This window comes from Shewanella sp. 1180_01, from assembly GCF_052850535.1.
In genome coordinates this window covers 308954-329042 of the sequence record NZ_VXCT01000001.1, presented here as the reverse complement: position 1 = coordinate 329042, position 20089 = coordinate 308954, and the positions used below count along the sequence as shown (strand labels likewise).

Here is a 20089-nt window from a genome sequence, read left to right as displayed (position 1 = left end):
GGGCGCATCCTTGCGCCCCATTAATGCTTGTTTCGGCTTGGGGTTATGCAGTAATCATTGGTGAAATAACAATCTCAACATCGTTGAAGTAGATGTTAGTGTCGCCACCTTCAATCAACATGCGGCCGATCAACTTCTTCGCAGCGGCTTCGTTATCAGGACCAACAACTAACTTAGTGGCACGGGTACCAATTGGCGTACCGTCAACCTTTTTCATCTTCATCAACAGCTTTTTAGCGGCTGCATAGTTGGCTTCGTTCAATACTGCTTTAGAACCAATCGCCAGTTGTGGGAAAGAGAAACCGACGTTACAACGGCCATCAACACCCGCCGCATACTTGTTATTAAACCAAGTGTATTCTTCGTTCGGGTTCATGTTTTTAAACACGAATGGGCGACGGTTCTGGAACACAATAGGCTTAAGCACTTTGGTGTCATCAATCAGGAACCATGGCTCACCTGTATCAGTGGATGGCGTACCGATAACGTTTGAGAATACGCTAGCTGGCGTAGTTTCTAACGGATGGTCAGTGTCAAAGTAGTTTTGGCCGTCATAACATAAGGTCGTAAAACCAGCCGCTAACAATGGATATGCCAAGGTGTCTGGGAAGTAAGCAACCTGATCACCATAGTTCTGCGCAATCACACCGTACTGACCAATTTGGTCATCATCTACGTTATCGCGTGAAATAGAGATTGAGCTTTCAAAGGTTTTGTTTTCGACTGAGTAGCCGCGCTTACCCAAGTCAGCTAATTGGCGAGCACCTGTCCATTCAACAATGCCAGGCAAGTCTTTTAGCCAGCCATAAAAGTTAGCGGCGCTTGCACTTGGCACTTCAGTTGCAATCATAGTCCACTGCGGTTTTGCAGCAGATAAACCTTTGGTATAGGCCGCTGACATCGTGGCCTGTAGTGCTTCTAGCACTTGTGCTTCAGTAGCCATTAGTTAGCTCCTACGTTCATTTGTTGTTTTGCCGCTAGGAAATCTTCTTTAGAGACACCCATCTTGCGACACATTGCGATTTCATGTTCTTCAAGCGCCGCCACGCCATTAGTATCAACAGGCAGCTTCTTCTGTGCGTTGGTCGCAATAGCTGGAGCCGAACCCACAAAGTTTTTGAACTGCTCGATGCCACCCTCTGTGCGACACATGCCAACAAACATATCTTTGTTAGCGGGTGCGACCTTGCCAGCATCAATGGCAGTTTGTACCAGTGCATCAATCTCTTTATCTGCAATGGTCTTGAGCGCAGTCTCTGCCGTAGTGGCACGGTTAAGCGCGACTTGGTGCGTCTCAATTGGAATGAACTTGTTTAAGTCCGGTGTATTGGTGCGGTTAAGCGCAATCTGTTCGGCTTGCTTAATTGCGTTAATCGCAACTACGGCTTGTTCTGCGCTGGCATCTTCTGCAAGGCCAAGCAGATCAGTCAAAAGCTTTGGCAGCTTCATTGGGTCATCCTCTTTTCTGTTAAGGGCTGGTACATCTAGGTTTGGGCTGTTAGTGAGTCCAGCGCTTGCTAGGCTGTAGACAATGCCTGTCGCTGGATCATGGGCAAAGCCTGGTGAGTAGAAGGCATACTTCTTCTCATCAATCATTTCGCGGCCTTCGGCGTTCCACTCGACATAACCCCAAATCTCACCAGCACGGTTTTCAACTTTGGTTATCCAACCATAAGCCGGAGCGGGTTCGCCGTTTGGCGCTTTTAGATGGGTAGCGTGTTCAACATCGAAGGGGCGTTTTTTGGTAAAGCTAGCGACGACAGCATCAGGATTAGGGTTCATCCATGAACGTCCATCAATCCCTGTAAAGTTTCCGGCTGGTATCATCGGCAGCCAAATGCCTGGCGCATTGGCTTCGAGTGCCATCATGTTGAAGCAAAGCGCTGTTAGGGCAGTGACTGGCATGGGTTAAACTCCGTTAAGAATTACATATCAACCTCCTAATCGTGGTTGGTATGGGTAATCTGATATTGATTAACAACGGAGTTCAGCATGCATAAAAAAAGCAACTGACGATAAATAACGTCGGTTGCTCTAATAGTGGGGTTCAATTATCGGGGGAAGAGAGACGAATGCAGATTGATAGCACGAACATGAGGGCTTAAAGATTACCCTAAAAAAACAGGTTGGCAAGCGCGTAACTGCAAGCCAACCTAAAACACCAAGTCAAACCATGTTTAAACCCTGTTTAAATCTTCCTACAGACGTTTAAACTTTTTTGCGAGTAACTTTGTAGCCAGTAGTCAGTTAAGCATCAGTAGCGAGCGTTTGACGCATTCGCGCTTCTTTTTCAGATAAGTCATTGGCAAGCATACTTTCACGCCCTTTGCCTGGGTTGTAGTTCCAACCTGGATCAATCCCCTCCGGCAGTTCTTCCACTTCCCCTGTGCGCCGATTTACCCAGCGCTTATTTTTACTGGCGGGTGAAGTGGTAGACACTTTACCCGATGCGATCAACTTGTCGGCCTCGTACTGCGAGACTTGCCTTATCCAACACTTGCAGCCCCAACCGTTCGGTGTCATGTGAACGTCCCACCACGGATCATCCGCAGGCAACAAAGTGTTATTCCACTTTAGATGCTCAATGCGGTGTTGTTCACTTGGACCAAGTTGATATAGCAAATAGGGCAAGGTGCGCTTAGTGCGTTGGATACGTTCCCATTGACCTGCGCTTCTGGCGGTGCGCATGTTGGTTTTGTAAATGGTTTTTATGCGACCTTCGCTACCCAATTGCACTAGCTTGGTTTCGTCGGTCAATGGATCTTGCATGGTCTGCACCCCCCACCAACCTGACTTCACTAATAGCGGTTTAAGGATATCGCGGAACTGTTCAAAGGTTTGGCCGCTGGCAATCGCGTCTTCAACAATTTGTTTTACGTCAACCAGTAGATCGGCGTTCATCATCTTAGCGACGGTAAAAGCGTTGGCCTGTTCTTCTTTCCAGACATCCAGAAAGTCGAAGCCTGGCTTAATGCCTTTGCGCTTGAACCATGCTAGTGCTTCTTTAGGTATCAAGGGTTCAGCCATCTTGGTTGTCTCCTAGACCACGTAGCTGGAACATGTACTGCGCCATCTGGGCGATAAACACTTCCGCGCCGAGCTGCTCTTGCAATGCTGGCAAGCCTGCTGCGAACTGCTCATAGCTGGCTGACTTGTTAGCAAGTTCAATAATCGGATTCATAAACTCGTCGGCGACTTGTTCCCACTCGCTCATAGCCTCATTAGTCAGTGCATCAATCTCGGCTTCCGCAGTATTCATCACGCGGTTAATGGCTATACGCTGCTCATGCTGGCGATTCGTTGCAATCGGCATATCAAGCATACTGGCAGACTGTAGCGGCATTAAGATTTCTTCACCGTCTTTCACTGTGCTCAAACCAAACTTATCAGACATTTCAGAGGTCGAGACTTTTAGGCCACGGTCAACCAATGGCGTGATGCTTTCGACAAACATCTTTAAGTCTTCTGGCTCAGGTACCTTGATCCGCACTTTCGGATAACGCAGCTGCACACCCCAGTTAAGTATGATGTATGGCTTGATCAAGTACTCATTGATTGATGACTCAAGTTGCCGCGCATCCCACTTGGCAATGTCAATGCGCACTTCGTTATGCACAGTTGCTTGGGATTGCGAGCTGCCGTTATCGGCGGTCATGGTTTGGCCGAGAACGGCTTTTGATACTTGCTCATCACACCAACGGGCCATGTTCTCAAACAGGGTATTACCGCCATTGCCTTTGGCCGTTTCAACCATTTCAATTTTCATCGACTCAGGGATCACGGCACCCGCATCGCTGGCTATCCGGCCAATAGCATTAATCAATGTATCAATGTCATCTGTGCTGGCGTTCGCGCCGTACTTACCAATGCGCACTGGGATGCCAAACACCTCAGCGAACGCCCACCAATCTCGAATGGTGAACGACTTAAGCATGTACATCACAGCCACTAAACGCGCTAGGCCATTGCGCCACACGCTACCCGACTTAGAACGCGGCGTGTGCAATATAAACTTATATGGATCAAGTGGCGCACCCATGGGCGCATCTTCACTAATGAGCAATATCTGCTCAAGCGTTTCTTGATCTTGGCGCAAGTAACGTGGGTCTACCCATTTATAATCCTGAGGTTTCCATGGGGTGGATTGGGTATCCCAAAGAATTTGCACCACGGCCAAGCCTTTCCCTAGGCCATCGAGCAAGTCGAAAAACAACTCAGGGATTTGGTCATCGTCCATGATCTCCCGCACACGTTCAGCCATAAGCACATCAATGGCTTCATCACTGGCCGCTTCTACTGTTGGCGCTATTGCGGCCACAGCTAACTTGCGCGTTCGCAGCTGCGCCGAGTAATGCAGATCACGCTCTTCAATTTCTTCGGCCAGCGTCATGTAGGCTTCGGGGTCGTTACCGTCGATCACACTACGCAGCACAGCCGCCAGACGGTGGGGCGTTAAGCTTGATGCCACTGGGTTAGCGCGTGGATTGCGCACCCCAGTGGTATAAGCACGGGCAATGTCTTGACTCATTACCTGCTGATCGACTTTAAAAGGCTTGCCCGTAGACGGGTCTAAAATGCTGCTCATAGTCTTATCCCTTTGCCGCGTAAGTCTTGGTGCGGTCTGTCTTCAAATCGGTTGTTATCGGCGGCTGTGCCAAAGAATTTGCGGTGTTGCTCATCTTGCTCGGCTTTGATTGTGTGCAGTTCATAACGAGTGATGTCGGCTTTAGACGCCAAGATCCCTAAGAAGATAGCGACTGCACTATCGCCGTGGCGCTTGTTTCCGTCACTGCCAGTGGTGCGGCTATCGTCAATGCCTGGCACACCACGATAGATTTGGATCTGGCCTAAGTCGGTAATCACATCTTCATGCTTAGGCAGCAAGATCTCATCGTCTTCAAATAAGGCTTTAAAGCGCGGCATGTTCTCGCGATAGAAGGCCACAGACAGCATGACCTCAACCACCTCAGCACCGTATTTATAACGGGCTTGTTCGGCTAAGTATTGGCCGTTACCACGGGCATCGAGATAGATACCGTCTCGTCTTGGTAGGCGATCACAGATGTAATACAGCGCTTGTTCTTGCTGCTTGAATGGCACGTTTTTTAACTCAACTAAAAACGGCACAGTGCGCTTAGTGTTTTCTTCAACAGTGATTGGGGCGAACACGGTTAAGTCGCCACTCCGCGCAAAGTCTTCACCGAGTGCATGGCGCAAATTTACAGGCAAGTTCTTAAGTACAGGCTCAAGCTCTTGCTCTAACCACTCTTGCATCTCACCCTTACGCGCATGTTCGCTTGCTTGGTTAAACAAAGTTGATCCGGTAAAGCGCAGCACGGGGGCATCGAGTATCGCGGCGCGTTCACGTAGGCCACGGCTAATGTAAGCGCCGCCACCGTTCTTAGGTACACAGTAGTATTCTTCTTGGGCGTCTTCTTCAGTAGCAGTGGCTTTGATCAAGCCTGCTTTCCATTCATCCTCAGCCGCTTGGCTCCACTCTTTACCGCGAACCTGGCATATACGTTTGTATAGACCATCCGCGCAGGCATCATCTAAGGTGATGCGGTGCACTGAGTAATCTTTTTTACCCGCACGGGAATCGTTAATCAGGGTATTAAATAGGTTATCTGTGCCATTGTGGGTTGAGATCAAGCGTATCTTTGCGCCCCACATAGTGAGCGCTAAAGCGGCCTTAAGGACTTCGGCTAGCTTCTCGTGGAATGCGGCCTCATCAATGGTGACGTTACCCTGCATACCCCGTAGGTTTGACGGGTTACTGGATAACGCTTGAATTTTAAAACCGGATGCAAAGTAAATGCAGAAGGTCAGGATCTCTTTACCGTCCTGACCATCGTCAATAAATAATTCTTCTTGGATCTCGCCAGCCGCTTTATTGAATACCTTGGCCCACATGGCCGCAGCATCAATAAACTCCCGCGCCATTTCTTTGTTGGAACCCACATAGAAATGATTGGTCCCACCTTGGCCGCGTGCCGCACTGGCACACAGTGAAGCATCACATGCCTCAGCCCAAGTTAGCCCCGTTCGGCGTGACTTCTCGCCAATCTTTAATGGGGCTTCATCAGCTATCCAATCTTTTTGGTAGCCGAGCAATACCGCAGTAGGATCAAAGCGACTAAGAACTGACGCTTCATAAGTAGGATCAAAGGTACTGGCCGAACTGCTCAGCGCTAAAGCAACACCAGCAGCGGCACCTAATACCTTTTGCTTAATGCTCATTATGCAATCCCCAATATTTCACGCTTAAGTAACTCAACCGCATCTTTAGTTAAGCCAGCTGTCTTGGCGACTTTCACCGCTTTATCGGCGGCTTCAATTGCAAAGGCACTACGGATCTCTTTCTCAACTTTAATGCTCGACATAGCGGCGGCTTCGATGCGCTGCACCACAAGCGCTAACTGCCCAAGTGCTTTGGGGGAAATGGGTTCAGCGTCTTCTTCTTCGGCGGCGTCCATCATCTTCATTGAGGTTTCAAACGCCATTGTGCGCACAAATTCTTGCAGCAGCTTGCCCACATCAGATGTGGGCGCTTCGCCTAGCTTGGCTGTCCATACTTCGGCAACTTCGCGGCTTTGGCGAATACGTTCACCTATGGTTTCAAACTTTTTAGCAAAGCGATTAAACCCGGTGCGCGATAGCTTGGCATCTTCTGGCAAACCCGCTTCATCAATCATTTGATTGACGGCTTCAAGGATATCTTTTTGATGCATGCTGCCACTGCGTAACAGCGCATGCAGTTGATCGCGAATTTCCTGCGGCAGCAAATTCACCTTTGACTTACGGCTACTCTTTGCATTAGTAAGATTAGACATAGTGCCCCCTTATGCCCGTGGGCGTTTAACACCTGGCACTGTTGCTTGACCGGATGCCACATCTTCACCACGGCCAGTTAAGCGGGCAATTTGACACTCGGATAAATTACGCACTGATACTAAGCCTTGTTCTTCGAGCCATGCTAAATGAGTGCGTACTTGGTCGCGGCTAATGTTATGGCCGTAGGCTTCAAGACAAGAATCAACAATTGATTCATTGGCTTCATAGGCTGGCATCTCACGCAAAGAGCGTAAGATCACTAGCCGTTGGTCTTCGATTAATAGCTCTTTAAATGACATATGATCCCCTATTTATCATCCTTTAAACGCTGTTCTAATAGCAGTTGTGCAAGGTGTTCTACTGGTCTAATTTTGGCTTCGAGTGATTCAATTTTTCCATTGGTTCGCTCTAATGCAATTAGCAGATCCGTCATCTGCTTTTGAGTTGGTAAGTTATCAACGTGAGCTTTTAACTCGTCCACTTTCTTTTCAACCTTGGCTAAGTCTTCGCGCTTGGCATACGTCTTAGAGAGCAATGTTAGAATTACCATCCAAGCAATACCGAATAATGTAGATACCATGGGCCAGTTAGATTTAAGCCAGATCTCCATTAGCGTTCCTTAGCCGTTTGGCAATCAATACAGCGCACCGCATTTTTGTTAGCAGCTAAACGCGCTGACGGGATTGGCTCGCAACAGGCGACACAAAAACGGCTACCGTGTTTATCTATTAAGGGTTGTTCAACGGCATGGTCTAACTGCCGAGCAATGGCGTTATCTCTAAACACCTGCTCAACTTCCTGTGCGCGATCAAATGGGTTAGTCATTAACGCCCCTTGATAATGTTGGCGCCAACGTTCATGAGTGTACCAACCACTTTTTGGCCGCTGCCCTTGGGGTGCGGGGCAAAGCCGTCTAGGGTACGTAAGCCAAGGTAAGCCCACGCGGGGCTCGATAGCAGCGCAGCAACTGACACATCAATGCCCACGCCATAGCCAAAGGCATTAAGTACTTCCATCAAAAAGCAATAGAGGATCACTGCCCACATGGACTGACGCGCCATTAATGGCCGAGTGGTACGGATGTAAGGATCTTCGGCTTTATCGCCACTGCGGATTGTCTCTTGAGTTTCGTGGTGCTCGACCTGCTTATCGTTAAGCGCAAGCTCTTGGCGGCGGGTGATCTCCTTTTCCATTTCCACTTTAATGCGCTCAAGTTCCACCATCGACTCGGGTGATAGCGTTTGCATTTTGCGAGTAAGCGCCATTTCTTTTTGCTCACTGCTAAAGCCAAGTACGTCATCGACTTGCTCAACCATTCCTGCGATTTTATCGGCGGTATCACTGCCGCCAAAGAGTGATGAAATACCACGAATTGCAGCAGGGCCAACCTGCATAGCCATTTGTGCCACAGCCATAATTAGAGGGAGTGCCATTGTCGTAAGCTCCTAAGTTTGGATAATTTGTCAGTGCCAGTGGGCACAATAGATTGATTGAGATGAATGCGGATATCGCATTGAGAAACGTTATGCCAGGCATGATTAAAGTGCGCTTGCATAGTGCCGCAATGGCTAAACAACGGCGGCTGAGGTACAGGCTCGCCAGTGTGATAAAAACGCAGTTCAGCATTAAGGCGCATCTCGCGCCCCTTAGCTTTTGAGTAGTCCCAGTTCTTACCCATCTATTGGATCTCCCACGCCGCACTAGTCAGGCTGACTAAGCGGTTATGCCAGCCTTCAATAAAACGACCTTGGGTAATATTCTTTATGATGATACGGGCATAGAAACGCGCACGGCGCAGGCCATAACGGGCACAGAGGTATTCAACATCGCAGCCATTCACAGCGGCGCGAGTGGCGGGGCCAATCTTGCCATCGGCTTTAGTGCCAGCGATTTCTTGCAGCATCAACAGCGCATTGGGCACTCCATGCTGTACAGCAGCATCGAAGGTATACAGCGCAACAGGGCCAGACCACTGCGCACAGAACGCGGGTTTCCAATAATAGGTGTGATAAATAGAAACGATTTTATCTAAGGTGAGCGCGGCGATGTCGAGGTTAGGGAATGCGCGTTTACTGATACCGCCTTTGGTTTCACCGCCAGCATCTTTGGGATCATTCACATAGCCAAGGTTCGGTTTGGGGGTACCGTCTTGATTGAGTGCGCCTTCTTCAATCAGTATAAAGCGCACAGCATGAATAAACTCAGGCGAGTATCCAGCGGTTGAAAACGCTATGCCGACAAAAGAGTGAGAGGATGAAAACATAAAAGCACAACCTGATTAAAATAGCCTAATCGGATTGTGCTTTTTATAGTGACTGGGGATTAACTAACGAGAATTATTCACTTACTGAAACTGGTAAAAAATAACTATCATGCATAGTTGCATTTATTTTGCAAAAATCAAGGCTCTCTTGTTTCCCTGCCACAAGAAACCCATTAATACCATTATCGTCACCACCAACATATATCCAGTGTGTATGGCCGCTTCTATCATCTTTTATTTTAAACTCAATATCATAAGTCCAACCGTATTTTTCTGATCGGTATCCAAGCATACCAGCTTCTTTAATTGGCTTAGTTAGATCTAGTTCCTCATCACCCCAACTACCTGTTTTGTTTTTAGATTCATATCCAATAACGACATCGCTCTGATATGAAGCATTTACACTGTTAGCCTTCTTTACTGGAGGACAAAGCTGAGATAAAACAGAACCAGCATCTTTAATTTTCTCTGAATGTTCAATGTCACGTTGATTAATTTCAAAGGAAAAATCATCATCTGAATTACTACATCCAAAAACAAATACTGTGGAAATTAAAAATAATAGCGGCATTTTCTTCATAACACTGTCCCTTAAAACAATTCTGGTTGTCGGTTCTTCACTTCGCGTTTGCGCATCTTAGCAATAACGCGATAGATATGCTGCATACTCTTATCGTATTTGCGCGACAGTTCCTCAACGTTATCGCCTTTGAACTCATGCCAAATTGACAGATTCATGATCTCAGATTCAAGTTGACGGCCACGGGGTAGGTACAGCTGCACACCACCGAACTCACGACAAATACGATTTAGTAATGCAATGGCAATTCGAGTATCAGCATCATGCACTTCAAGTTCATGTTTAAACATGACATAGATTTGGCGCATCGCTTCAGGCCACCGCTGTGACTCTTCATCATCAGCTATGCGTTCAACATCTTCTAGGCTGACATTATCGTAACCAAAAAAGTCGCCGTTATCTTCGTTTGCCGCATTGTGTATATGAGTTGTTGATTGAGTCATTGCCGCCACCTTTCACCAGATAGAAAAACACCCCGCATGGCGAGGTGTGTTAAGTATACGGCATAGGTGATCCCATCTTCATGGGATTGGGTTTTGGTCTGGTTTGCGCTTAATGTAAAACTCTTCATAGTGGGCGGCTAATTTTTCATAGCCTGCCTTGTCTGTCAATTTATCATTAAGCGGAACGCGGCCACCACGGGCGATGATGGCATCAGCCATACAGCGCCAATGCCACTTCTTTAACGCTTCCAATACCATCACAGCCTGTGCTGACTTTAACCATTCTATACGGTCAATGCCTTGGCCGTTGCTAGTTTTAGTCATGCGTTTAACGTAGGTATTAAGTGCGACTTCTGTTCGACTACGCACAAAGCCTTGGTCATACATGGTTAGCCAAATGGCGTGGATCTTCGGCACCTCCGCCGCCTGTGGTTGAGGCTTAGGCTTTGGCTTAAAGCCGCGCAACTTCATTGCGGCCACGACTGCATTGAGTTGGGTTTCACTCAGTCCCTTAGCACTGCGTTCGCCGGTGATCTGTTCTAACAAATCGCGATACATGGCATCGTCCAGTTGCAGATCACGTTTACCGATTTGGACCAGCTTAAGAGCGTTAGACATAGTTAACCCCTTAAGAAATTATCTGTTTAATTTCGACAATTTGCTGACCTGAAATTAGTTCAGCTGCTGCTAAAAATTCAGATGGTGAAGTATGCAAAAATATTGGCTTAAAATTAATTGACCTCACATTAATATTTCCTCCACCATATTTAGCTGATCGAGACATTTTTAAAGCGCTTGGAGATGCCTGTTTAAAAAGTGAAATGACTTTACTCGCGGTAGCAGAGTTTACCCAAAAAGCTCTTTCAATATGAGCCCTACGAATTACCCCATGCACAATTAGAACTGCTTCGATAAAACGAAACCTTCCTAATGTCTTACCATCAAAATCCATAAATAATCCTATGCCGCGTTGCGGCTTTCATTACGTTGTATTCGTTCACTGCGGTGCTCTGACTGACACGCTTTGCAATGGCATTGCAGGCCATCAGCTTCGCGTGAAGAGGTAGACCAAAACAGCGTATCTTGCGGCCAAAACTCTTGGCAGCGGGGGCAAAGTTTCAGTAGGCCGAGTACATCATCAACAATCGCCGTACCGCGTTCCATGCGGCGAGCTATCAGCATGGGCTTCATTAGTGGCGTGTATTCACCGAACATAGTTTTAACCCCCGTTTACTTTGGTTTTAAACCGCGTTTAAATTTCTAAACTTGAATTTTTAACATCACTTTTGTGATGTAATTTATTTAAGTGTTGCCAATCTAGCGCCTTGAGTTCTTCATAATCTTTCGCAAACTCATTGAGCTTATTTAACGCTCTATTCAAATTTTGTTGTTCTACACCGTGCTTAATTGCAGCATGCTTTTCACGCATACCGAATTGCAAATGCTCATAAATCGCGGCAATGATTTCGGGACTTCTAATACCCGTCATCTTAAGCATTAGCTTTATGCGCTCTGGTGACTCTGCACCACGTAGTAACATTTTCATTTAAGCTTCCTTTGGCTGCTCATCAGTGCTCGGCTACCACGCCGAACAGACAAGCAAGGCACCACAGCGCCTTGCTTGTTTCGCTTAGGCAACGTCTGCTTGTTTCGTTTTTAAAAAATGAGCCTCAGTAAGTTCTAAGCCTTCAAGCTTTTTAAACTGGCGGCACAGCACAGATGATTTTGAGAATAACGGTTCAAACCATTCGCGACGACTATGGAGATCGGGATATTCTTTTTTAGCTCGGCGTTTACCATAAATCTTTTCAATATCAGCGATGAACTTAGGTTCATAACGGGAACGACTGCGCTTACACCAAACCTCTGGCAAAATCTTTGGTGAGTCTTCTGGACGGGTAAACCACTTACCTAGAATTTCACCATTGATATAAACCACTAAAAGCGTGGTTGACTCATTTTTACGTTCGCGAGTAACGCCAATTTTATGGCCTTGATAGTTAAATTTAACGCTTACAAAATGGCCTGATAACTCTGCCTCAATCTGTTGCCATTGCTCTTTTGTAATTACTGCTGTACTTGCTGTGGTTTTATTCATCGTCCCATTCCTTCTCATGCGGGTTTGTCATAATGATCCGCTTGGCCTTTACTGCGCTGCGTGTACGCCAGTCGCTACCAAACTCTTTTACTGCCCAAGCCTCAGCGAGTTCTTTGGTTTTGAACCTGCCATAAGCCATGATGTTTTTGATGATGTCCTCATGGCGTTTGCTCATGCTCACCGCCAGTGCTTAACGCTTCACTCTTAGCGTGAACCTCAGCACAAAGCGCCTCGTATTCTTCGCGTACGTTCGAACCTTCATTACCCAGTACAAAGTTAAGGGCGGCGATATAACCATCCTCAAAGGTGGAATCAGGGAATGCCGTGCCAGCGCGTTCGCTTTCGATCAATGCTTGGGCCATTACGATTTCACGTTCTAATTCACCTTTGCTGTAGGGCGCAGTGAACAGCCATTTAAGATCATTCATCATCGGTTTCACTCCTTCGTGTCTTGTCATACACGGTGACTATGTTGTGGTTAGTGATAAGGAAGTAGGCACACTCGCATTCCAATATTCGTTTTGGTTGCCAGCCTGAACGCTTCCTTATCCGCCGCAGCTGCTGCTTAGTGGGTCGGTGAGCGGTGGTTATCGCCTCGACCATCTGCGGCCAGTTGCGGCCCGTTCGTTGTCGCCACCTTTGTACAGCGTGGCGACTTACGGTTACTTCTCCGTAGCGGGTCAGTAGCAGATATTGCATGGCTACAACTTGGCGATATCGAGCGCAATTTGCTTATAGGTGCCATCGTCTTGGCGTTCGTAAACGCGCAGGTAAGGCGTACTTCCCATCACTTGGATTGAGTCAGCGATGGCATCCATTGCCTCACGCCAATCAGTGTCATCGATGTTTAACTGGCGCAGGCTCAGCACTTGGTTAATGTCGATACAACCCTGCTTATTGACCTTGAATGACAGCTCCACCAAGGCTTTGATATGGTCGCTCGAACCTACCGACCAACGCTGAATACATTCATCAATTTTCACCTTGGCCGCTTGTATCCGTTCATCAAAAATGCGGTGCTCGCCTATGCTGCGCTGGACCTTGTACTTGCCATCAAATGACACTAAAGAAACATTGCCCTTAGTGCCGCCAAACTTGACGCCAAATTCGCTGGCGCTGAGGTCGATAAAGTCGGCAACTTCTCGCATTGAGGTTGCTTTGTATGTCGCCATGTGGCTTTGCATTTCTTTGGCAGCAGTGACGATTTTGAGCACGACTTCATCACGCAGTTTGTCGATGTCTTTCACTTGGCTTTCTGGTACAGCATGACCGAGTGCATTTAAGCGGAAGCCCTGTGGGGCGGGTTGGTTAGTCATTTGTTTTCTCCACGATATTGAAAGAGAAGTTTTCACCATCTTGAACAACTTCTACCTGTTCAAAATCGAGTTCTTCCAAGTCATCAATCGCATAATCTAAGGTGGCGTAATTTTGTTTTGCTGCATCAACTTGGCTTTTGTAATTCGCTAATTGCTGCTTTAAAATTTCCATGTACTTCGCTTTGGATATCAATTTTTTGTCTGTCATTTCAGTTCTCACTTATTAAAAATTCTTCGGCCACAGGCTGATTAACTCAGGTGAATATTGATTAAGGGTTTGGCAAATCTGCGCTGGTATTTCCATGCCATCATCTACCCAGCGCACGAGGCACCCGCTGTAACTAGCAACACAGATCTGATTCACTACACCGTGCAGTACTTCGGTAATGCGAACCGCTTTTGAACGCAGTTTGAACGGCGGTTTATCTACGTCGATCACTGGCGTTAAGTGCTGACTGTTAATGCTGATCACTGTGCAACCATGCAGATTTAAACGGCCAACAGCGATAAGTGCTTGCGCTTGTTTTTCGAGTTGAGTTTTCATCTCATGCCTCCTTCACTTCTCGGTAGATAAGCCCTGGTGCAATGACCTCTTCGTCATCACGCATTTGGTCTAAACAGAACCCGCCGCGGGTATTGACACCCACGCGATCAAACTCAAACTTTTTACCGTGGCGATTAGTGATAAAGCGGTTAGCTTCAACTGGCTTACCCTTGATGACTGCAAGCACTTTCTCTTCAATCTTGTTTACTGTTTCCATATTGATCCCCTTGCTAACATCCAAAACAAACACCACCAAAAAGACTGAATATCCATTCAACTAGATTGAATACGCAGTACCCGACACACCCAATTACAACAACCCAAAACAGTTGAGCGACTAGCGCTAATGTTTCCATCACTCACCTCACTCGTTAGTTTCTAGTTCGGCAAATGCAGTGCGTAGCAATTGCTCTGTGATAGCCGCGCCTTTGGCGAACATGGCCGCCAGCTTTAGGGTTTTACTCAATAGGCGTAGGCCACCTGGGCGCTCACTGATTTGGATCATCAAACTCAGTTCCGCGCCTTCTGGCACTTTCCACGCTTTAGCAATGGCGCGAACGTCGGCTTGCTTGGCTTTGTGGATGCCACGCTTTTTAGCTATGCGTGAGAACAAGCGAGCAAAGTCTTCGTTGCGGCGTCCGCCTGTGAGTTGGCTATAAACCTTGTTGTTACCCACCAGTGCCATACCGATCCCCGTTTCTTCTTGGAGGATGCGCAGTTCTTCTAGCGTGGGGTAATCAAGGTGATCGGCTTCATCAATAATCACTAAGCCTTCACTGCCATTCAGGCGCTGACGGATAACACGGGATAGTGAACCTTTACGGCGTGGCGCATCGTCCATACCGAGTTCCATAGCGATTTCATACAGGCATTCAGTGAGGCTTGAACGGCTTGGGCTGGCGGTGACTTTCCAGACGTTGTTGTTAGTACGTTTGTATTCATCCAGCGTTTTGCTTTTACCGACACCGGATGCGCCGTAGATCACCACAATAGATTCGGTGATTTGTGCATAGGTGAGGTCGTCCATAATCAACTTGGCGGTGGGCGTCCACACAAAGCCAGGGTCCATGTTTGGGTTGGCTTCACGTTGTTCACGTAGGCGCAGCCATTTGGCTAGCTTCTCTACAATCTTGACGGGATCGGCTTTGTATTGGCCGTTAAGTACTTGGCTTAAAGTGGACGGGGCGACGCTGATTTCTTGCGCCACTTGTCCGCTGGTCACGCGCTGCGCATTAATCAAGGTTGCTATGCGCATGATGACGTCTGTTTGTTTGCTTTCGGCCTTCGCTAGGCTGTGTACGTTGGTCATATTCATTCCTTTTATTGCTCGTTTAACTAGGGTTTACAGTCGGTTTAAAGACGGTTTTTACTTTTCAGTTCACGCAGGTAGGCAACGCTTTCGCTAAAGTTAGCGGCGCACTCGGCTTGGTGGTCTGAGTCGTGTTCATAGTCGTAAGCCATAGCGGCAGCGGTGTTACCGATTGAGGTCGGGCGCACCATCATTACCACTTTGGTTTCGGGGATAATCTCTTCGGCTGCTGGGCGCATCATTGCGGCAAGTTCAAGTTGGTCTACGCTGATTTTTGCAGCCGCAGCCAGCTTGTTGCTCTTAGTAAACTGAGTACGTTTACGCTTGGTTTCACGCGCTGATTGGGTATCACCAAAGGCATCTTTTTCAAGACATTCAGCGGTACAAATATGCACACCGTTGAGGGCGTAGATCTCTAATGAGTCATGCAGCTTTAACGGGTCAAAACGAGCGACCAGTTTTTGGCCGACATAGTTCATCATCGTCTCGTTGAAATAACGGTTTTTACGGCCTTTGATACTGCCGCCAGCATCGAGCACAATCGTACCGTGCTTAGATACCCGCACCGCTTCGGCTTGCAGCATCATCAGTTGCAGCTGTGCCTTGGTGGCTTTGCGTATTTCAGCGTTTTGGTAGCTGGTATCAAATGCCTGATCAAAGCTCATAAAGCCTTTGCAGATTTCGGTATTGCGGTTTTCTTTGGCGTTGTACATTTCAACACCCTTAGCAATGGCTTTTAAAAAGTCCTCTGCTGCTATGGCTTTGCTGCCGTAGTTATCCGGCTTCGCCATTGGGTTAGGGCCTGTATAGGCACCACGACATAACGGGTGTTTATCTATGTATTCCTCAAGCCCACCCACGCCGAACATACGTTCCACAGGCTTAGCTTGGCCGTGGCCTTTACCGAGGATCACACTCGACCAATGCAGCTTGATCCCAAGCATGGGGATGATGCCTAACGGGTCATCTTCTTTAACTTTAAAGCGGTAGCGGTTAGCCACGCCTCCGGTCATCCATTTGTTGGCCGCTGCGCGGGTGTTATCGATCGTGATTTCTTTTGGCACACCGTACTTTTCGCATACGTCCATCAGAGACAAACGGATGCTGTCGGTGTTTTCGCTGATATCACAACGCCAGCCAATGATCTTACGGCTGTAGATGTCTTGCCAAAACCACGTTTTAGGGCGCAGTACTTCACCGTTAAACCACTTCACAAACACGTTGTGTAAGTAGCCATCACCATTTATCCATTCAAGCGCATGCAAGCCTTCGACTGTGCGTTCTTGCGGTGGGTAAAGTTGGTGCAAGGCATGCTCACCTTCACGCAGTAGCACTAATTGCTGTGCGGGTATTTCGTGGGCTATACGGCGGGAAAGGCTTTTTAAACTGGGTAACACCCAGTCTTTACCTTTAGCGGTATCTTTTAAGCGCTCGTAACACACAGTCATTGCTGGCTGCTCTAATGACAGGTAATCAGCTTTAAAGGCTTCCCATGCATCTGGTGATACAAACGCAAATTGGTTTTTCTTCTTGGCCTGTGAGGCTTCAAAGTGTTTCGGCAGCAAGGCTGGCGCCCAATCGGCTTCATCAATCCCTTTGACCATAGAGCAATGACGGCGCAGCGTGCTAAGTGCAATGCCGTACTCGGCACAAACTGAGTCATACGCATCCATCAATTTGATGCCATTACGCTTAAGCGCAAACACGGCTTGCACAGTACGCAAAGCAAATTGCGCTTTAGCCTGGGCTGCATGATTGGTTTTATTCCAACGCGCCCAAAGTGCTTCACGGCAATAGGTCTGCTGGCTTTTCTTTTTAGGTAATGCCAGAACTTGATCGCCAACTTTGATTTGGCCTTTGATTTTATAAAGGGCGGTTTGAGTTGCCGTCGGCAATAGGCTGATATGGTATTCCATAGCCTTACTGCCTAAGCGTTTCCTTTCCATTTCTGGTTTTTCTGAGGAAAGCTTTTTAAGCAAATCTCTTGTTCTTCTTGCAGATGTTGGCATACCAACAATACCTGCAACTTCATCAGCTATTAGCCACATATGGATTACTCCTTAGCTCGCTATATGCAATGAGCGATAACGGCTAGGCCATACTTCTTTTGGAGACTTACCAATAGCTTCTGCAATGATTCGCTCGCCCTTAGGCCAAGGTGAACGCAGTGCATTAGCTAGTGTGTTTTCACCTAATCCCGCGTCCCTTGATAGTTGACGAACGGACAATCCACGCTTTTTTAGAGCGGCGATAATGTCGGCTCTATGCCAATCACTTCCATCTTGGTCGCTTTTTTGAGAGACTATTTCGTTATTCACCTTAGTTACCCCTGCTTGTTGCTCTACTTAGTAACTAGAGTATTGATCCAACGGACACCTATGGTCAATAGATAAGGACACTATTTTTATTTTAGTGTCCCTTTGTGGGTTTATTCAAAGGCTGTTTAAATATGGAAAAGAGTATTAAATACAATAACATTGATGAATCGGACAGCAATTTACACGAAAAGGAAATAGAGTCCCTTTCTCACGTAGATCAAAGGACGGTATGGTTTATCGCATCTGAAGTTTCTGGATTACCCCAAATGCCAACATCGGACAGACGGGCAAGGGACGAATTAGAAAGACTTTTGAAAGGAAGAGAACATTTAAAGCGACGTAGGCAGGGAACTAAAGCTACTGAGTATCATATAAGCATTTTGCCTCCTGAAGCGCAGAGGTGCATTTTTAATGATAAGTGGGATGGTATAGATGAGCCTATGGGGAGCTATTCTATTAAGCGGGTTACACCTGACTTTATGGATGAGTTTGAGCTGATATCTCTTTATGTAATGAAAGCATCAAACGGCTTAGCTATTTACCCAAACATAGATCAACTTGATAAAGTAAAGTATAAGCCTGTAAGCCGTAACTGGTTGAATAGAAGGTGTTTTAATGGTAATCAATTAGCTTTGATTTTTGCCATTGGTGATAGCATGATGCCAACAATTAACAATAATGATGCATTGGTTGTACACCTGTTCAGGAATATACCGCAAGATGGAAATATCTATGTTTTTAGACATGAAGATAAGTTGTTAGTCAGAAGGTTTCAAAGCATCCTTAATACCTGGCGCTTAATCACAGATAACCAATCTCACGTTGATCTAGATATCAATCAAGAGGACCAACATCAGTTCACAGTTGTTGGGCAAGTGGTCCGAATATCAAAGGATATCGGCGACTGATTTAAATGTTTAAACGGGTTTTAAACTAACTTCCAACATAATCAGCTAGTGCTCAATCTACTAGGCTAAATCAGCACATTTTAAAAGGAGTGCTCAAACCACTAGATTTTTAGATGGCAATAAAAAAGGGCGCTATTAGCGCCCTATGTCATTCCATTAGATCCCGTATCCGCTCAAGCAATAATGACTTCTTATATTCTAGTTCACCAAGCTCTTGGTACAGCGATGCTAACTCGCCGCCAGCAACAGAGGCTTTAACCGTTGCATTAAAAGAACCCGCCATATCCGGCACACCGTCTTTCCTTTTCAATGCTTGCTCATACCTCGCTACCGCAGTCCTGCTAGGTTCGTGAAGCCAATCAGCGATAGCGGTACTATTGCCATAGGCTTCCTTTCTAATCATGCTGTCAAGCTGTTCTTTCAGCTCAAGCAGTAGATTCAAAACAAAGTTTCTTGCTCGCGACATCTCAACACCTCCCGTTCAATTAATCCCACTATATCCCACTTGGGCTTGATTGGGAAATCCCAGTTGTTCCGCGTTGATCCAATATGATCCCTAGCCTATGTTTCTGTTCATCTCACTAGTCCCTATACACCCAGCCTGGCGCTGTGGCAATAAAGTAAGGGTTTAAAATGTCAGGTTTTTGATTATAAGTTAATGGTTCACCTGACTCATAACAGACAACTGTGCCGCCTGCACTTTCGAGCACAGCTTGCGCCGCCGCAGTGTCCCACTCGCTGGTAGGGCCCAGTCTGGGGTACAGATCGGCACTGCCTTCTGCCAACATACAAAACTTAAGCGAGCTACCCACGCTTAAGATGTCATGCTCGCCAAACTGTTGTAAATATTGCGCTAAACCAGGGCTCAAGTGCGAGCGACTGCCCACAATCATCGGCATCGCACGTGGCACTTTAGCGCCCAATAAAGGACTTTCTTGACCCGCTTGTTGACGCCATGCACCTAAATGCTTAGCGCCATAGTAATAGGTATCGAGCACAGGCGCATATACCACACCTGCGATTGCAACCCCTTGATGGATAAGCGCAATGTTGACGGTAAACTCGCCATTGCCCTTAATAAATTCCTTAGTGCCATCTAAAGGATCAATTAACCAATAGGTTTGCCATTGACGACGCTCATCCCACGCAATATCCGCCGCTTCCTCAGACATAATAGGAATACCGACAAACTGCTGCGCCAATGCCGCCACTATTACGTGGTGCGCGGCTAAATCGGCGGCCGTCACGGGACTATCGTCGCCCTTGTGGCTCACCGAAAAGTCATCTTGACCATAAACCGTCATAATGGCATCGCCCGCCGCTTTGGCAATCGCGACCACTTGTAATAGATCTTGTTTGGTCAATGTCTGTGCTATTGTCGTCTTGTTTGTCACTGAAACTTCCTTAATGCATTAAATATCTTGGCATTATGCCATTGTCATCCAAGGGGAATTTAGAACAAATTCATCATACATC

The 20089-nt window shown here is 47.0% G+C and carries 31 protein-coding genes and 1 other RNA gene; 1 reads left to right on the top strand and 31 read right to left on the bottom strand.

What is annotated here, in order from left to right:
• Positions 1-43: 43 nt before the first annotated feature.
• The 29 genes from FW758_RS01530 to FW758_RS01390 all read right to left on the bottom strand — a co-directional run bounded on the left by FW758_RS01530 (position 44) and on the right by FW758_RS01390 (position 17705).
• Positions 44-943 carry a Mu-like prophage major head subunit gpT family protein gene (locus FW758_RS01530; protein ID WP_446444449.1) on the bottom strand — a complete coding sequence of 300 codons (900 nt, stop codon included), beginning with the start codon at positions 941-943 and terminating at the stop codon, positions 44-46.
• A complete protein-coding gene (locus tag FW758_RS01525; RefSeq protein WP_446444448.1) occupies positions 943-1905 on the bottom strand; it encodes a phage protease in 963 nt (320 codons plus the stop codon). Before FW758_RS01525 ends, FW758_RS01530 begins: the two co-directional genes overlap by 1 nt.
• Before the next feature lie 342 nt (positions 1906-2247).
• The gene (locus tag FW758_RS01520) at positions 2248-3027 is read right to left on the bottom strand and encodes a phage head morphogenesis protein (RefSeq protein WP_446444447.1); all 780 of its coding nucleotides are present in this window, start codon (positions 3025-3027) and stop codon (positions 2248-2250) included.
• Positions 3020-4585 carry a DUF935 domain-containing protein gene (locus tag FW758_RS01515; RefSeq protein WP_446444446.1) on the bottom strand — a complete coding sequence of 522 codons (1566 nt, stop codon included), beginning with the start codon at positions 4583-4585 and terminating at the stop codon, positions 3020-3022. Before FW758_RS01515 ends, FW758_RS01520 begins: the two co-directional genes overlap by 8 nt.
• A complete protein-coding gene (locus FW758_RS01510; RefSeq protein ID WP_446444445.1) occupies positions 4582-6240 on the bottom strand; it encodes a terminase large subunit domain-containing protein in 1659 nt (552 codons plus the stop codon). The genes FW758_RS01515 and FW758_RS01510 overlap by 4 nt, the downstream gene beginning before the upstream one ends.
• Complete coding sequence (locus FW758_RS01505) at positions 6240-6833, bottom strand: DUF3486 family protein (protein WP_446444444.1); 594 nt, start codon at positions 6831-6833, stop codon at positions 6240-6242. The genes FW758_RS01510 and FW758_RS01505 overlap by 1 nt, the downstream gene beginning before the upstream one ends.
• 9 nt (positions 6834-6842) lie before the next feature.
• Positions 6843-7133 carry a VpaChn25_0724 family phage protein gene (locus FW758_RS01500; protein WP_105251997.1) on the bottom strand — a complete coding sequence of 97 codons (291 nt, stop codon included), beginning with the start codon at positions 7131-7133 and terminating at the stop codon, positions 6843-6845.
• 8 nt (positions 7134-7141) lie between these two features.
• Entirely contained in the window at positions 7142-7444 is a 303-nt protein-coding gene (locus FW758_RS01495) for a DUF2730 family protein (RefSeq protein ID WP_347674911.1), read from the bottom strand.
• A complete protein-coding gene (locus tag FW758_RS01490) occupies positions 7444-7659 on the bottom strand; it encodes a TraR/DksA family transcriptional regulator (RefSeq protein ID WP_432342535.1) in 216 nt (71 codons plus the stop codon). Before FW758_RS01490 ends, FW758_RS01495 begins: the two co-directional genes overlap by 1 nt.
• Positions 7659-8267: a hypothetical protein gene (locus tag FW758_RS01485; protein ID WP_446444443.1), complete on the bottom strand. Its 609-nt coding sequence runs from the start codon at positions 8265-8267 to the stop codon at positions 7659-7661. Before FW758_RS01485 ends, FW758_RS01490 begins: the two co-directional genes overlap by 1 nt.
• The gene (locus FW758_RS01480; RefSeq protein WP_446444442.1) at positions 8252-8512 is read right to left on the bottom strand and encodes a hypothetical protein; all 261 of its coding nucleotides are present in this window, start codon (positions 8510-8512) and stop codon (positions 8252-8254) included. The genes FW758_RS01485 and FW758_RS01480 overlap by 16 nt, the downstream gene beginning before the upstream one ends.
• Entirely contained in the window at positions 8513-9097 is a 585-nt protein-coding gene (locus tag FW758_RS01475) for a glycoside hydrolase family 108 protein (RefSeq protein ID WP_446444441.1), read from the bottom strand. It lies immediately after the preceding gene.
• Positions 9098-9170: 73 nt separating this feature from the next.
• Positions 9171-9677 carry a hypothetical protein gene (locus FW758_RS01470; RefSeq protein ID WP_446444440.1) on the bottom strand — a complete coding sequence of 169 codons (507 nt, stop codon included), beginning with the start codon at positions 9675-9677 and terminating at the stop codon, positions 9171-9173.
• Between the two features lie 11 nt (positions 9678-9688).
• Positions 9689-10120: a Mor transcription activator family protein gene (locus FW758_RS01465; protein ID WP_105252004.1), complete on the bottom strand. Its 432-nt coding sequence runs from the start codon at positions 10118-10120 to the stop codon at positions 9689-9691.
• A 78-nt stretch (positions 10121-10198) separates the two neighbouring features.
• Complete coding sequence (locus FW758_RS01460) at positions 10199-10738, bottom strand: gp16 family protein (RefSeq protein ID WP_259212269.1); 540 nt, start codon at positions 10736-10738, stop codon at positions 10199-10201.
• Positions 10739-10748: 10 nt separating this feature from the next.
• The gene (locus FW758_RS01455; RefSeq protein ID WP_446444439.1) at positions 10749-11072 is read right to left on the bottom strand and encodes a hypothetical protein; all 324 of its coding nucleotides are present in this window, start codon (positions 11070-11072) and stop codon (positions 10749-10751) included.
• Between the two features lie 8 nt (positions 11073-11080).
• On the bottom strand, positions 11081-11302 hold the full coding sequence (locus FW758_RS01450; protein WP_432371130.1) for a hypothetical protein: 222 nt from the start codon (positions 11300-11302) through the stop codon (positions 11081-11083).
• A gap of 70 nt (positions 11303-11372) precedes the next feature.
• Positions 11373-11666: a hypothetical protein gene (locus tag FW758_RS01445; protein ID WP_432342521.1), complete on the bottom strand. Its 294-nt coding sequence runs from the start codon at positions 11664-11666 to the stop codon at positions 11373-11375.
• 9 nt (positions 11667-11675) lie between these two features.
• Positions 11676-11752, bottom strand: an RNA gene (locus FW758_RS01440) — hammerhead ribozyme type II.
• Positions 11751-12218, bottom strand: coding sequence for a hypothetical protein (locus tag FW758_RS01435; protein ID WP_446444438.1), 468 nt, complete (start codon positions 12216-12218; stop codon positions 11751-11753). The genes FW758_RS01440 and FW758_RS01435 overlap by 2 nt, the downstream gene beginning before the upstream one ends.
• Positions 12211-12393, bottom strand: coding sequence for a hypothetical protein (locus FW758_RS01430; RefSeq protein ID WP_259212256.1), 183 nt, complete (start codon positions 12391-12393; stop codon positions 12211-12213). The genes FW758_RS01435 and FW758_RS01430 overlap by 8 nt, the downstream gene beginning before the upstream one ends.
• Complete coding sequence (locus FW758_RS01425) at positions 12377-12649, bottom strand: hypothetical protein (RefSeq protein ID WP_446444437.1); 273 nt, start codon at positions 12647-12649, stop codon at positions 12377-12379. Before FW758_RS01425 ends, FW758_RS01430 begins: the two co-directional genes overlap by 17 nt.
• Before the next feature lie 270 nt (positions 12650-12919).
• Positions 12920-13534, bottom strand: coding sequence for a DUF3164 family protein (locus FW758_RS01420; RefSeq protein ID WP_446444436.1), 615 nt, complete (start codon positions 13532-13534; stop codon positions 12920-12922).
• Positions 13527-13742, bottom strand: a complete 216-nt coding sequence (locus FW758_RS01415; RefSeq protein ID WP_140393424.1) for a hypothetical protein — start codon at positions 13740-13742, stop codon at positions 13527-13529. The genes FW758_RS01420 and FW758_RS01415 overlap by 8 nt, the downstream gene beginning before the upstream one ends.
• Positions 13743-13757: 15 nt before the next feature.
• Positions 13758-14078: a hypothetical protein gene (locus FW758_RS01410; protein ID WP_446444435.1), complete on the bottom strand. Its 321-nt coding sequence runs from the start codon at positions 14076-14078 to the stop codon at positions 13758-13760.
• A gap of 1 nt (position 14079) precedes the next feature.
• Positions 14080-14295: a hypothetical protein gene (locus tag FW758_RS01405; RefSeq protein ID WP_446444434.1), complete on the bottom strand. Its 216-nt coding sequence runs from the start codon at positions 14293-14295 to the stop codon at positions 14080-14082.
• Positions 14296-14442: 147 nt separating this feature from the next.
• Positions 14443-15387: an AAA family ATPase gene (locus FW758_RS01400; protein WP_446444433.1), complete on the bottom strand. Its 945-nt coding sequence runs from the start codon at positions 15385-15387 to the stop codon at positions 14443-14445.
• A gap of 44 nt (positions 15388-15431) precedes the next feature.
• Positions 15432-17435 (bottom strand): transposase domain-containing protein, encoded by a 2004-nt coding sequence (locus tag FW758_RS01395; RefSeq protein ID WP_446444432.1) that lies wholly within the window; start codon positions 17433-17435, stop codon positions 15432-15434.
• A gap of 12 nt (positions 17436-17447) precedes the next feature.
• A complete protein-coding gene (locus FW758_RS01390; RefSeq protein WP_446444431.1) occupies positions 17448-17705 on the bottom strand; it encodes a helix-turn-helix domain-containing protein in 258 nt (85 codons plus the stop codon).
• A gap of 131 nt (positions 17706-17836) precedes the next feature.
• Here FW758_RS01390 and FW758_RS01385 point away from each other — a divergent pair, with 131 nt between their 5' ends.
• Complete coding sequence (locus FW758_RS01385) at positions 17837-18613, top strand: helix-turn-helix domain-containing protein (protein WP_446444430.1); 777 nt, start codon at positions 17837-17839, stop codon at positions 18611-18613.
• Between the two features lie 148 nt (positions 18614-18761).
• Here FW758_RS01385 and FW758_RS01380 read toward each other — a convergent pair whose 3' ends face one another.
• Together FW758_RS01380 and cysQ are read right to left on the bottom strand one after the other, a co-directional pair.
• Positions 18762-19079 carry a hypothetical protein gene (locus FW758_RS01380; RefSeq protein WP_446444429.1) on the bottom strand — a complete coding sequence of 106 codons (318 nt, stop codon included), beginning with the start codon at positions 19077-19079 and terminating at the stop codon, positions 18762-18764.
• Between the two features lie 115 nt (positions 19080-19194).
• Positions 19195-20007: a 3'(2'),5'-bisphosphate nucleotidase CysQ gene (gene cysQ / locus FW758_RS01375; RefSeq protein WP_446444428.1), complete on the bottom strand. Its 813-nt coding sequence runs from the start codon at positions 20005-20007 to the stop codon at positions 19195-19197.
• Between the last annotated feature and the right edge of the window lie 82 nt (positions 20008-20089).